At 42.7% G+C, this 13,333-nt stretch carries 13 protein-coding genes; 1 reads left to right on the top strand and 12 read right to left on the bottom strand.

Annotated features, from left to right (window positions below; genetic code table 11):
- Positions 1-156 precede the first annotated feature (156 nt).
- From MHI55_RS17045 to MHI55_RS16995, 11 genes are all read right to left on the bottom strand, one after another.
- A complete protein-coding gene (locus MHI55_RS17045; RefSeq protein WP_076250548.1) occupies positions 157-486 on the bottom strand; it encodes a metal-sensitive transcriptional regulator in 330 nt (109 codons plus the stop codon).
- Positions 487-725: 239 nt separating this feature from the next.
- Positions 726-965, bottom strand: a complete 240-nt coding sequence (locus MHI55_RS17040; protein WP_074095290.1) for a glutaredoxin family protein — start codon at positions 963-965, stop codon at positions 726-728.
- A 33-nt stretch (positions 966-998) separates the two neighbouring features.
- A complete protein-coding gene (locus MHI55_RS17035; RefSeq protein WP_074095289.1) occupies positions 999-1,202 on the bottom strand; it encodes a heavy metal-associated domain-containing protein in 204 nt (67 codons plus the stop codon).
- Between the two features lie 5 nt (positions 1,203-1,207).
- Positions 1,208-1,837 carry a nitrite reductase gene (locus MHI55_RS17030; RefSeq protein ID WP_340386411.1) on the bottom strand — a complete coding sequence of 210 codons (630 nt, stop codon included), beginning with the start codon at positions 1,835-1,837 and terminating at the stop codon, positions 1,208-1,210.
- Between the two features lie 16 nt (positions 1,838-1,853).
- Entirely contained in the window at positions 1,854-2,708 is an 855-nt protein-coding gene (locus MHI55_RS17025) for a hypothetical protein (protein ID WP_340386409.1), read from the bottom strand.
- 52 nt (positions 2,709-2,760) lie between these two features.
- Positions 2,761-5,199, bottom strand: coding sequence for a heavy metal translocating P-type ATPase (locus MHI55_RS17020; RefSeq protein ID WP_340386407.1), 2,439 nt, complete (start codon positions 5,197-5,199; stop codon positions 2,761-2,763).
- Between the two features lie 29 nt (positions 5,200-5,228).
- Positions 5,229-5,429, bottom strand: coding sequence for a cation transporter (locus tag MHI55_RS17015; RefSeq protein WP_340386405.1), 201 nt, complete (start codon positions 5,427-5,429; stop codon positions 5,229-5,231).
- Between the two features lie 354 nt (positions 5,430-5,783).
- Positions 5,784-6,671, bottom strand: a complete 888-nt coding sequence (locus MHI55_RS17010; RefSeq protein WP_340386403.1) for a chromosome condensation regulator — start codon at positions 6,669-6,671, stop codon at positions 5,784-5,786.
- Between the two features lie 191 nt (positions 6,672-6,862).
- Positions 6,863-8,794, bottom strand: coding sequence for a fructose-1,6-bisphosphatase (locus MHI55_RS17005; protein ID WP_340386400.1), 1,932 nt, complete (start codon positions 8,792-8,794; stop codon positions 6,863-6,865).
- Between the two features lie 198 nt (positions 8,795-8,992).
- Positions 8,993-9,712 (bottom strand): class I SAM-dependent methyltransferase, encoded by a 720-nt coding sequence (locus MHI55_RS17000; RefSeq protein ID WP_340386398.1) that lies wholly within the window; start codon positions 9,710-9,712, stop codon positions 8,993-8,995.
- A gap of 66 nt (positions 9,713-9,778) precedes the next feature.
- A complete protein-coding gene (locus MHI55_RS16995) occupies positions 9,779-10,687 on the bottom strand; it encodes a LysR family transcriptional regulator (RefSeq protein ID WP_340386396.1) in 909 nt (302 codons plus the stop codon).
- 145 nt (positions 10,688-10,832) lie between these two features.
- Between MHI55_RS16995 and MHI55_RS16990 the strand changes: the two genes are divergently transcribed.
- The gene (locus tag MHI55_RS16990) at positions 10,833-11,852 is read left to right on the top strand and encodes an alpha/beta fold hydrolase (protein ID WP_340386394.1); all 1,020 of its coding nucleotides are present in this window, start codon (positions 10,833-10,835) and stop codon (positions 11,850-11,852) included.
- A 292-nt stretch (positions 11,853-12,144) separates the two neighbouring features.
- On the opposite strand, the gene MHI55_RS16985 is transcribed toward MHI55_RS16990, so the two are convergent.
- A complete protein-coding gene (locus tag MHI55_RS16985; protein ID WP_340386392.1) occupies positions 12,145-13,185 on the bottom strand; it encodes an NADH:flavin oxidoreductase in 1,041 nt (346 codons plus the stop codon).
- Positions 13,186-13,333 lie beyond the last annotated feature (148 nt).

The raw sequence follows: 13,333 nt of genomic DNA, 5'->3' as shown, positions 1-13,333 counted from the left end.
GGTCTTGCCTGCTGATCAGTAACAATCCTGATTATATTCATTATTTACTTGTACGATTATCTTAGTGGAAGGTGTTAGATTTGTCAATATGGTCATTTGAAGTACTGATGGGGCATTTGCCTGAATAAAACAAGAGGATATCTCCCCTATCCTAGCTTACTTAATTAACTTATTTACAGTGATCATCAGTTCATCCAAAACGTTGTGATCGCCTTCTGAAATGCGTTCAATGACACAGCTTTTCATATGATGTTCCAAAAGCTGCTTTCCTACCCCATTCAACGCGGATTGAATGGAGGCAATTTGGTGCAACACGTCATCACAATACGTATCCTTCTCAATCATTCCTTTTACTCCACGCACTTGCCCTTCAATCCGATTCAACCGGCTAATTAATTTTCGCTTTGTACTCTCCGAATGATGGCTTTTCCGCTCGTTTGAAGATGTATGGTCACATGAGGCGTCCTCAAGTATCGTATCATCCATGTAGATCAACTCCTTTATTACACATTACCATCCCCCCCTACCCTATGTAAAGGGAGCAAGAAGTATCATGGTACGTGCTAAGAGAACGGCTTGTCATCAACCAAGATTGAATCGGTTGGGCAACCATCTACTGCATTTTGTAAGCATATTATACCCTCCACTCCTACAAAGATATATCAGTCAAAGGTATATTTTTATTAAGAATAACCCCGGACGGAAGTTGACCGGGGTCCTAACAGTTATTTAACTAACTCGCTGATTTCAGTTAGATTTTCGGCAAAGCCTACAAACACCTTATCTCCAATGACAATGGTTGGAACAACCTGTTTTCCAGTCAACTTCCAGACTTCCTCAGCGTACTTGGCATCTTCTTCACAATTGTAATCCGTATAGGGAAGCTCATGCTCTTTAAAGTAACGTTTAGCATAATTGCAATCGCTGCAGGTTGGGATTGAATAAATCTGAATGGATTCCGTCATGCCCAATTACTCTCCCTTGTATTTCAATATATATTACGCTCCGATGTTATATCCTTTTTTACGGATCGCTTCTTCAATTTCAGCGATTTGAACTTTAGATTCGTCAAATCGAAGTTCTACTGTTCCTTGTTCAAAATTAACGTGGCCTTCAGCGCCAAGAGCGCTAATTGCACCTTCAATTTTAGATACACAAGAACGGCAAGACATACCTTGAATTTTTACAGTTGCTTCTTTCACTGTTTTCACCCCCTTTCAAGCGTCTTAGACTTCAAGTTTTCCAGTGTCATTCGATTAACGAATTTGCTGAACTTTTCTTTGCCTTTTGCATGCATCTTATAATAATCAATAATTGCGGTAACGAAAGGAATAAGCTGATCCTCCGTTAATCCGGAATGTAGCAGCTTGGCGAAGGAGGGTTTAAGCCCCTTCGACTCGCCACCAACATAAACATTGAACTTATCGCGCATCTTTACGATCCCAATATCCTTAATCAACGGTTCACTTGTGCCTAAGGCGCATCCAGCATATCCAATCTTGAGTGGTGTAGGCGTATCGATACCGGAAATGGCCTGATTTAAATTTTTGGCTGTTTCCATGCCTGCTTCTTCTGCACCTCTACAAAAGTTGCAAGCGATCAGACTTTTGGTTACAAATCCTGCAGGGTTTATTTCAAGACCGTGATCCTCAAGTTCATTTGTGATATGATCTCGTTGTTCAATCGATACTTCTGCGTAGAGTTGCTTAAAAGGTGTCATTTCCACTTTTGAATCGGGACCAATAATCTCGCCAATTTTAACTAGTTGCTCTGGAGTGAATAAGCTTCCACCAAGTTGGATTGCTGGACTAATCGCTATTTTAATTTGATCTCCCATGCTCATACCTCTCTACTCACTTTACATCTACGACAAAAGGTACTGTAAAGACTTCCCCATCATGTTGGAATTGGCCCCAGATTTTATAGATTCCGCTATGCGGGAAGGAGGTCATAAATTCCGCTTTTGGACCTGTTGCCTTTTCCTCTGTTGGATGAACATGCAGATATTGCTCTGCATCCTCAGAAAGGATAACAACATGACCTACAGCACCGAGGTATTGTTCAAGATTATTAATCCCTTCGTTCGTTGACGCATCCATGATATTAAAGGTCAGATTTACGTCGTTGTTGGCCTTTTTGGTACTCAATGAAAGTTCGATTTTTTTACCATCCACTTCTTTTATAAGGTCGGAATCCGCTTGAACAGGCTCTTGGGCTTTTTCTGGACCTCCAACGTTCACCCATTCACTGAGTGTAGTACTCGCTCCACCTTTTGGAACAAAGTCGGCAAGGATTTTGTATTCGCCACCGGCTGGAAATGAAGTTTCAATCGCAAACTTTCCATCGCCTTTATAATCAGGATGAATGTGATTAAAGTAAGAAAGATCTTTACTCACTACGATAAGGTGCATTCGTTTTTCGTGGCCCATTTCAAATTCATTAACCGGATTTCCATCGGCGTCCGTGATTTGGATTGTCAGATGCGAATTTTCATTGGCCTTCACATCTGATGCAAAGGAGAACGAGGCTTTAGGGCTACTTGCTGTTGAATCAGCGTGAGGCCCTGCATGATCATGACTCGCACCTTCAGTTTCAGAATTCATCTCAGTATGATTCATACCACCATGTCCATCTGTATGTGCACTTTCTTTAGGGGTTCCGCAAGCAGACAACACACCGAAAGCTAAAACACCGGTTAACATTAGCATGATTTTTTTACTCCTCCTCATCATTTTGTTCGCTCCTATTCTAGTACTTTGACTAGTGACGTACTTTTACGCGTTGCAATCGCAGGGCGTTCAGAACGACGGATACCGAACTCAAGGCCATCGCTGCGCCTGCAACCCATGGTGCTAACAGACCGATAGCTGCAATAGGGATGCCTAAAGTGTTGTAACCAAGTGCCCAGAACAAGTTTTGCTTAATGTTGCGCATGGTCTTACGACTCATGTATATAGCATCAGGAATACTGGATAGATCGCCGCGCATGAGTGTTACATCAGCTGCTTCCATCGCTACATCTGTCCCCGTACCAATCGCCATACCAATATCTGCAGTTGCCAAAGCCGGTGCATCATTGATACCATCGCCAACCATGGCCACTTTTTTACCTTGAGACTGAAGTTTTTTAACTTCTTCCGCTTTTCCTTCAGGCAAGACCTCTGCACGAACGTGGTCAATACCTACTTGAGCAGCGATGGCTTTTGCCGTCCGTTCATTGTCACCTGTAATCATAATGACCTGAATGCCCATTTCTTTCAGACGGCTCACTGCAGCTTTCGACGTTTCTTTAATTGTGTCTGCCACAGCGACCATACCTGCATATTGACCATCAATGGCAACCAGCATCGCAGTTTTCCCCGCTTCTTCCAAACGTGACATCGAATGATAAGCTGCTTTTGCATCGATATTATACTTTTCCATCAGTCGACGTGTACCCACGAGCAGTTGTTTACCTTCAACCATTGCTTGGATTCCGAAACCCGGAAATGCTTCAAAGGATTGAGTTCCTGGTAGTTCGATATTTCGTTCCTGGATGCCTACAACGATGGCTTCTGCAAGTGGATGCTCAGAATTTTTCTCTGCAGCTCCAACAAGTTTCAGGAATTCATTTTCATTGCCAAGAGCGACGACGTCAGTCAATTCAGGTTTACCTTTTGTAACAGTACCGGTTTTATCCAGAAGGATCGCATCAATTTTATGTGTCTGTTCCAGATGTTCCCCGCCTTTGAACAACACCCCTAGTTCAGCCGAACGACCAGACCCCGCCATAATGGATGTTGGGGTTGCAAGTCCAAGTGCACAAGGACATGCGATAACAAGAATCGCAATTGCTTTTTCTAACGAACCTGCAAAATCGCCTGGTGTAACCCAGAAGTACCAAACCACAAAAGCAACTATTGCAATCCCTACAACGATCGGGACGAATATGCCCGAGATCACATCGGCTACCCGCTGAATTGGTGCTTTTGATCCCTGAGCTTCTTCAACAACCTTAATAATTTGTGCAAGAGCGGTTTCTTTACCTACTTTGGTTGCTTTGATCCGAAGAATACCGTTTTTATTAATCGTAGCTCCAATCACAGCATCTCCGACTTTTTTCTCTACTGGAAGGCTTTCACCCGTAAGCATGGATTCATCTACAGATGAGAACCCTTCCAGCACCTCTCCGTCTACAGGAACTTTATCTCCTGGGCGAATAAGGACAACATCTCCTACAATGACTTCATCCACTGGAATGGTAAGTTCTTTGCCATCCCGAACCACTAATGCCGTCTTCGCCTGCAGACTCATCAGTGATTTAATTGCCTCTGATGTTCGGCCTTTCGCAAGTGATTCAAACAATTTACCCATAAGAACCAAAGTAATAAGGACCGCACTCGTTTCATAATACAGGGATGGACCATGATGCATCCCGTCAGCCATACTTGACCATTGAATGGTCAAATATAAACTGTAGAAGTACGCTGCAGAGGTGCCAAGTGATACCAACACATCCATATTCGCACTCCCATTCCGGAGAGCCTTATACGCACCCACATAGAACTGTCTACCAATATAAAATTGTACTGGTGTAGCCAGAATTAGTTGGAACCACGGATTCATAAACAATTCCGGTACATAGATCCATGAAGTGAACGAGAAGTGACCTACCATAGTCCACAACAACGGCAAGGAAAGAATTGCCGAAATCAGTAATTTCCGTTTTTGTTTGCTCAGTTCTTTAGCACGATGCTCACTTGCACCACCACTGGAACCGTCTGCTTTGCTGATCGCTGTATAACCGAGTTTTCTTACCTTGTCTTTCATGTCTTCGATGGAAACTTCACCAGGAGAAAATTCAACTCGAGCCGTTTCCATGGCGAAGTTTACTGAAGCGTTAGTCACGCCGGGCAATTTGTTCAGGCCCTTTTCAATTTTGTTCGCACATGCTGCACAGGTCATGCCTTCAAGATTGAATTGCGCAACCTCTGATACGGAACCATATCCAAGTTTTTTGATTTTTTCCTCAAGTTCTTTCATTTCCACTTTCGTGGGATCATACGTTACACTCGCCTTTTCCAAAGCAAAGTTAACATTTGCTGATGTGACCCCGTCCATCTTACCGAGGCCTTTTTCAATTTTGTTTGCACAAGCTGCACAGGTCATACCTGTAATTTGTATACTCGACTGTTTTGTCTGAGCCGCTGCTGTTGCCACAATAACTCACTCCCCTCATCGTCCATTACTTACGCTACTTCGTAGCCTTGCTCTTCAATAACTTCTTTAATTTGCTCCAAGGAGACTTGATTTTCATCATACGTCGCTTCAACCGAATCATCACTGAGGTTCAACTTGCCACTCACTCCAATTTCTTTCAGAGCACCTTCGATGGAGTTTACACAATGTTGGCAGCTCATACCTTGTACATTCAAAACAATGTTTTTCATCTTATTTCGTCCCTTCTTGTGGGTGATTTTTTGGTTTAGTTTGACCTAAACGATGGGCTAAACTCTCGAGGCCAGTTTTTCAGGTCTCATCAAGCTCTTGTACAATACAATACCCCCCTACCCTATATTAGTCAACATATTTTTATACCCCCCTACCCTATATGGACTATCTCTCTCGTTAGATCAATGAATTTATGGAGAGAAGAATCGATTATTTATACGCTGATTGGTAATCGGACCATGTTCTTGTCCTTGACTTGGGAATAAAACTTGTACCTGATAAAACAAAAAAGCCGCTAAAATAGCGACTTCAATTGGACCATGATCTTGTCCCTCGATATAAAATTCCTTTATTTATGGTTGAATGTTACTCCATCCGCTTACATCACATTGTCCATAATCATTATTACCCACAGCAACCATCGTATCATCCGATTTCAGTCCAATCGTATGGACACACCCCACCGAAACAGCTCTAATTCCGTGCCAGCCACGTACATCACATTGGTTATGTTTATTCGAACCCACAGCAACCATTGTAGCGTCGGACTTAAGACCAACAGTATGATAACTCCCCGCTGCAACTGCTACAATATCGCGCCATCCGCTTACGTCGCATTCACCTTCATTATTTCTTCCCACAGCCAATACCGTACCATCCGATTTAAGCCCAACTGTATGAAGATACCCCGCCGAAACAGCCAATATGTCGCCCCAGTCGTTTACGTTACATTGGTTATACTTATTGTTACCAACTGCTGTTACCGTTCCGTCTATTTTTAAACCGACTGTATGCCAGTCACCCGTCGTGACCGATACAATATCGCGCCAGCTGCTCACGTTGCATTCCCCTTCATTATTTCGCCCCACCGCAACCACGGTGCCATCTGATTTAACCCCAACCGTACGGCACCAACCTGCCGAAACGGTTACAATATCGCGCCATTCGCTTACATTGCATTGGTCATGCTTATTCCAACCTATAGCAGTTACCGTACCATCAGATTTAAGACCAACGGTATGTGCATTACCGGTGTTCGTAGCCATATGAACATTACCCGCTGCAACTGCGACGATATGGCACCAATCGCTTACCTTACATTGACCATATTTATTATCACCCACAGCTATTACTGTTCCGTCAGATTTAAGAGCAACGGTATGACGACGACCTGCCGCTATGGTACAGTTATGGAACCGTTTCGTCTCAAAAACCGCTTCCTTCCGTGAATTGTAGTCCATATCTTCCTCCTCTCCACCAATTGAAAATCCTCGTTTAGTTCAACTGTAAGTCATAAAGTTTGTTGTTAAATCGCATGTTACAAAAGAAAGGCTCGCACAGGCAGGGTATTATTACTTCCCTGCCCAATACGAGCGTCTATGTCATATTGCACTCAAACGGTTGATCCGAATGTGTACTTTTAGCAATCGTTTCATTTCATGTAGCGATAGTCTAATAGATCCTTCAAATTTGAAATTTTCTGCAACAGCTTTTCTCCGACATTGGTTTCCCTCACCAGCTTCCGCGCCAGTTCTTTGTCCACCAATCTTTTTAGAGATAACACGTCCGTTCCGTTACATAACACATCTTCTTTTGAATTAAATTTCTTGTGGGCGACGAGCTGCATGCCAAAGGAATTGTACAACAAGGTATATCCGGCAATGCCCGTTGTGGATTGATAGGCTTTGGAAAAACCGCCGTCAATCACGATCATTTTTCCGTTTGCTTTAACAGGGCTCTCTCCACTAATTTCTTTGACTGGCGTGTGCCCATTAATGACATGTCCATGATCTGGATTCAAATCAAACTCCTGCAAGATTATTCGACAGATATCTTCATTTTCACGTAAATGGTAGTACGGATTCTTTCTCTCTTTATGTGCTTCTTTATCTTGGATAAAATACCGTTCAAAAGTGGTCATTTCTCTCTTTCCAAAGAGCGAGGAACATTCTCCTGTCCAGATGTACCATACCATATCCGTCGCCAGATCTTCTGTCTCTTCCTGATGCGCAAAGGCGTAACGTAAATAATCTTCAAAAACATCAAGCAATTGACGGCCCGCATATGTCTTGTCTTCAATCTGCATTTCTTCCATATTTCCTTCTTCATCCAAAGGAATACAGCCGTGGATTAACAAATTCCCGTTGTATTTTAAATAAAGGCTGCCCTTTTTCATGAGAAAATTCATATGTCTGGCCATCTTTTCGGAATGCTGAACGGAAAACAACAGCTTTTCCATCACCTGGCGTTCTTCCTCAAGCAATTGTTCGGGCTTCTGCGGATTTACGGTTGCGAAACAGGTGTTTTCCAGCAGGTACGTTTTACCGCAGATGTTGATTTCATTGTTGTCGTAATCAATCTGCTCCAGCAAAAGTCTTTCAGACATATTAAAGTATGGGCGTCTCTTGATAATCGGGCTTTCAAGTTTAAACTGAATCATGGCAATGGCTTGGTGAATTTTGGTGATCTGCAGAATTTCCTGCTCCGATACATTATGTCCAGCCTGTAACTTAGGTCTGAAGGACGGATTGTCTTCGTAATATTTCTCCGCCAGGTTTAGCAGTGGGCGCAGATTGATTCCGTATACATCTTCAATGATGTCCAGATTATCGTATCTGGCGCAGATCCGAATAATATTCGCAAGGCAGACTAGAGAACCTGCGTAGGCTCCGATCCAGAGGACATCATGGTTCCCCCACTGTATGTCTACAGAATGGTAGTTGATCAGCGTATCCATAATTTTATCGGGGTACGGCCCCCGGTCATAGATATCTCCAACCACATGAAGATGGTCAACCACCAGGCGCTGTGTCGTATAAGCAAGGCCGATAATGAGATTGTCCGCCTGGCCCAAGGATATAATTTGCCGATATATTTCCTCGTAATAAGGATCCTTATTGTTGGTCGAATCCGTCTTGTATAAAAGCTCTTCTACAATATATACATATTGCTCCGGCAGAGCTTTACGCAATTTTGAGCGTGTATACTTGGAAGAGGCATAAGAAATAAGCTTAAGCATGTGTTCAATTGTTAGTCTATACCACTGGTTCAAAGCCTGTTTATTGCTCAGTTCCCCTATAACCAGCTGTATTTTTTCTTCAGGGTAATAAACCAACGCCGCAAAATCATTGATCTCTTGATCCGTCCAAACCTCCCGGAATAATTCTTTGATTTTCTCTTTGACGGTACCCGAACCGTTTCGTAGTACATGCTGAAAAGCCTGAAACTCCCCATGCAAATCACTGACAAAATGCTCGGTTCCCTTCGGGAGATTGGAGATCGCTTCAAGGTTGATGATCTCTGTTATGATTTTTTCTTCCGTATCATATTTCTCGGCCAATAAATCTAGAAACTGCTCATCCAAAACAGATGTCCCCCTTCAAGGAAGTATGGTGTTGTATAGCCGGGTCCAAAAGCTTTAGACCTATATCAAATTACACTCTGTACATGGCATTGATTATATGATAGTTATCAGCAACGCCTTCCCCAATCATACTCCAGTTCATCATATATGAACAAATTTCATTGAATGGATTTGAATGAAACAATGTTTGTAGTTATTTTAGTATTTTACACAATGAAAAATAAACGATCTATTCTGAGAATTTGCTTGTTTGAATTCCCAATCACCATATGTTTTAATTTTTGAAAAACCGATTTGTTTCAGCGATTCATTGAATTCTTCTTGATTTCGAAACCTCAGCTGCATTTTTTCATGAACTAATACTTTGTCTGTTTTGGTATTTTTTACAATTTCATAGAAAGTGTAAATATCTCCCTCAAACCCTTCATATTCTGTATAAATTTCTAAAGGATCTCCGCTTAGTCTATATTTAGCTAAGTCAGGAGTTTTGTCCTTCTCCCATTCTTCCCATACTTTTACCAAAGGGTTTCTTGTATCAAAAATAAAGTGACCCCCGATTTTTAGGGATCGGAATACGTCTGAGATTACTCGTTTCCAGCTGTCATCTGTAAGAAATACCTGTGCAACATTCGCTGTCATAATTACCGCATCATAGGTATTGGTTTGTAAATCTGCACTATCACCTATAATCCATTCCACACTTTCAGAATTATCTTTACTTCTCGCTATTTCAATCGCTTCTTCATTGGGATCTATAGCGGTAATTTTATAACCGTACTGAACAAGATGAGTAGTCCATCTTCCTGTTCCACAGCCCAGGTCAGCTATAGATTCTACTTGTAATCTCTTTAACAATGCAAGGAAAAATTCATCGTCTTTTCCCCAATGGTTAATCTGGTCATATACTAATGGAATCATAAATAATGTCTCCTCACTTTCAACAGCATTTTACTGTGCTCAAGAGTTTGATGTCTCGTACATAAGCTATACGGTTTTATTTTCACTCTGTGAACCAAAAACTTCCCTGGTTGCTTCTATAAAAGATAACATCATTGGTGAAAGCCACTTGTCTTTATGCCACAACATCTGTGTATATACCTGCAAGTCCGGAATTTGCCAGGGGAGGACAACAAGTTCTCCGCGTTCAACTTCAGATTCCGCGATGATCTCAGGAAGAAAGGCAATACCGATTCCTGAAATTGCACATTGTTTAATGGCTTCGGCACTTTGAAACTCTAAATATGTAATGCTATCAATGCCCTCTTTCTCAAATGACCGATCAAACATCGTCCGATAGGGACAACCCTTCTCATTTGTCAGGAACACTTCATCATGAAAATCTTCCAATTGCAACACAGTTCGTTTGGCGAGTGGGTGATCTGGAGCAGCTAACAATCGGAAATGTTCTTCCAGCAAAGGTTCCACGGAAAGTCCACTCGAGCGAATGGGTTCATCCAACATATAAACAATATCCGTGGTCCCCTCAAAGAGCGTTTGCTTGAGCTCTTGATTCGGAACTGAGCGGAAAATTAAGCGAACTCCCGGATGCTGCGAACGAAACCGTTGGAAGACAGGTGGAAGCCGATAGGAGCAAATAACCTCATTCGCACTTATCGTTAAGGTTCCACTTAGTTTTTCATTATCATGGACAGCACTACGAGCCTCGTCCATTTTTTTGAGAACGCCTTGGGCGTGTGTTAAAAAGCGTTTACCCGCAGTTGTGAGCGCGAGTTGCTTGCCCAACCGATCAAAGAGGCGAACACCTAGCTCATCTTCCAATGCTTTAATTTGCATCGTGACGTTGGAAGGAACGTAGCTCAGCGCTTCTGCTGCCCGCGTGAAATTCAATGTTTTTGCAACCGTACAAAACGTATTCAGTTGACGCAATTCCATCCAATAATCCCTCCTTCATCTTTCAATTTTATTGAATACTATCTTGAATTCTATTCACTTTTATTGAGAGTATCACAGCTCTATACTGAGTACAAGAGATCACAGTGAACCTGTGGTGTTTCATTTTGAAGGGAGCAATTATACGATGGATTATGAAATTTTTAACTTGGGTGATGTCATCTTACAATCAGGAATGACGTTACCAAACGCTTATCTCGCTTATCAAACTTACGGAAAATTAAATGAACAGAAAGATAATGTTATTGTCTATCCAACGGCTTTTGGTGATCAGCATGTTCAGAATGAATGGCTCATTGGCAGCGGGATGGCACTGGATCCAGAGAAATATTTTATTATCGTTCCCAATTTGCTGGGCAATGGACTCTCTTCCTCTCCCAGTAACACGCCTCCTCCATTCGATCGCGCTAACTTTCCACAGGTAACCATCTATGACAACGTACGTTTCCAGCACCAACTGCTGACCGAAAAATTAGGTATTAAAAAGATTGCTCTCGTCGTCGGGTGGTCGATGGGTGGTATTCAGGCATTTCAATGGGGGGCAAGTTACCCGGAGGTGGTTGAACGAATCGCACCTTTCGGAGGCATCGCCAAACCTTGGCCTCACACATTTGTGGTTCTGGAAGGCGTGAAAGCTTCATTGCTGTCCGCAGTCGGCTTCGACTCAAGTAAATTAAACCAACTAAGTTCTACAGATATGCGTGCCGTTGGTCGGGTGTATGCGGGATGGGGACTATCACATGCGTTTTATAGAGAAGAGCTATACCGTGAGATGGGATTTGACACATTGGAGGATTTTGTAGCTGGTGTTTGGGAAAATAGCTTTATGAATATGGATCCGTATAATGTTCTGGCTATGTTATGGACAGGACAACATGCAGATATCAGTGCAAACCCCTCCTATAACGGAGACTTTGATAAAGCACTTCAGAGCATAAAAGCTTATGCCTGTATCATGCCGGGAAGCACGGATCTCTTCTGCACAGCGGCCGATAATGAATACGAAGCTAAGCGTATACCTAATGCTGTCTTGAAACCAATCCAATCGATCTGGGGCCATTTTGCCGGTCGTGGAATCAACAGTGCCGATAATCAATTTATTGATGACAATCTAAAACACTTGTTGTCACTTAGCACTAATGAATAGATCGTCACTTGCATTGGGAATTCAGTGAAGAGAAGCGTTGATCTTTCGGAGGGAGAGCTCCCCCCAAGCAGTGGTGTTGTTGAGTGATGATGTAGAAATTAAGGAACCAGCAATAATGAAGTTGAGGACCTTATTCCGATGTTTCTTTTGCATCCTCTGCCAGTCTCATCTCTATGGCGTTCATCTTTAGTTCCACCGGATAACTCACTCTGGTTGCCATTACAAACACACCTCCAAGATGATCTTGAAGGTGTGTTTGATTAATACATATTCTTAAGGATTATAACTACAATTAAGTAAGTACAGTCATCGCCTCTCTTGTGAATGGAACCAGATCATCAGTACGTCCTTCTTGAATTTTCTTAACCCATTCAGGGTCGACTAGAAGAGCACGGCCTACAGCAACCAGATCAAACTCATTATTCTGAAGTCGTTGTACCAATCCTTCGATACTGGCGTTACTTGCGCCTTTACCTTCTGTGAATAGACTTGTAAAGTCACCATCAAGACCAATCGATCCAACAGTGATTGTCGGTTTACCAGTCAGTTTTTTGGTCCATCCAGCAAAATTCAGATCAGACCCTTCGAATTCCGGTTCCCAGAAACGGCGTGTGGAACAGTGGAAGATATCGACTCCAGCTTGAACTAACGGTGCGAGAAGCTGCTCCAGTAATTCCGGTGTTTCAGCCAATTTAGCCTGATAATCATCTGTCTTCCACTGAGATAAACGCAGTACAATAGGGAATTCCGATCCCACTACTTTACGGCAAGCCTCAATCACTTCAACTGCAAAACGTGTGCGAGCCATCATATCTCCACCGTAACGATCCGTACGAGAGTTGGTTTTCTCATACAGGAATTGGTCGATCAGATAGCCGTGTGCTCCATGGATTTCAACACCATCGAACCCAACGCGTTTCGCTTCTGAGGCTGCTTTTGCGAATTCCTGAACGATTGTAGCAATCTCAGCTTCCGAATAATCATTAACATGACCTTTGGCTCCCATATGCCAGATCTGTGGAATAATTCGACCGCCAGCTTCATGTACTTCAGATACAACATGTGCCCAACCATTCATTGCAGCTTCACCATAAAAGTGCGGCACATTGGCTTGATTGGATGCATCCGGATGATTAATTATTGTCCCTTCCGTCACTATAAGCCCCACTGCGTTCTCTGCTCTGCGGCGGTAATAGCCCGCAACATTCGAACCCGGGATACCGTCCGGAGAAAATTGACGCGTCATCGGCGCCATCACGATCCGATTGGATAACTTCAAGTGACCTAACTCTATAGGTTGGAACAATGCTTCTACGGATTGAGAATAATTCATAATAACCTCCACATATTTCGTTTTTTTTATATAAATTGACCTAGGAGATGTTAAACAGCAATCAGCCTGGTTAACAGCTAGACGTTATTTCCAAATGAATCAATACACGATTTTTATCGAAAAGCCCCACCTCCTTCAAGGTTTCGTG

The sequence above is a fragment of the Paenibacillus sp. FSL E2-0151 genome (genome assembly GCF_037993015.1).
GTDB lineage: Bacteria > Bacillota > Bacilli > Paenibacillales > Paenibacillaceae > Paenibacillus > Paenibacillus amylolyticus.
The sequence above is the reverse complement of the archived record's forward strand: the minus strand, read 5'-3'. Positions and strand labels throughout refer to the sequence as shown.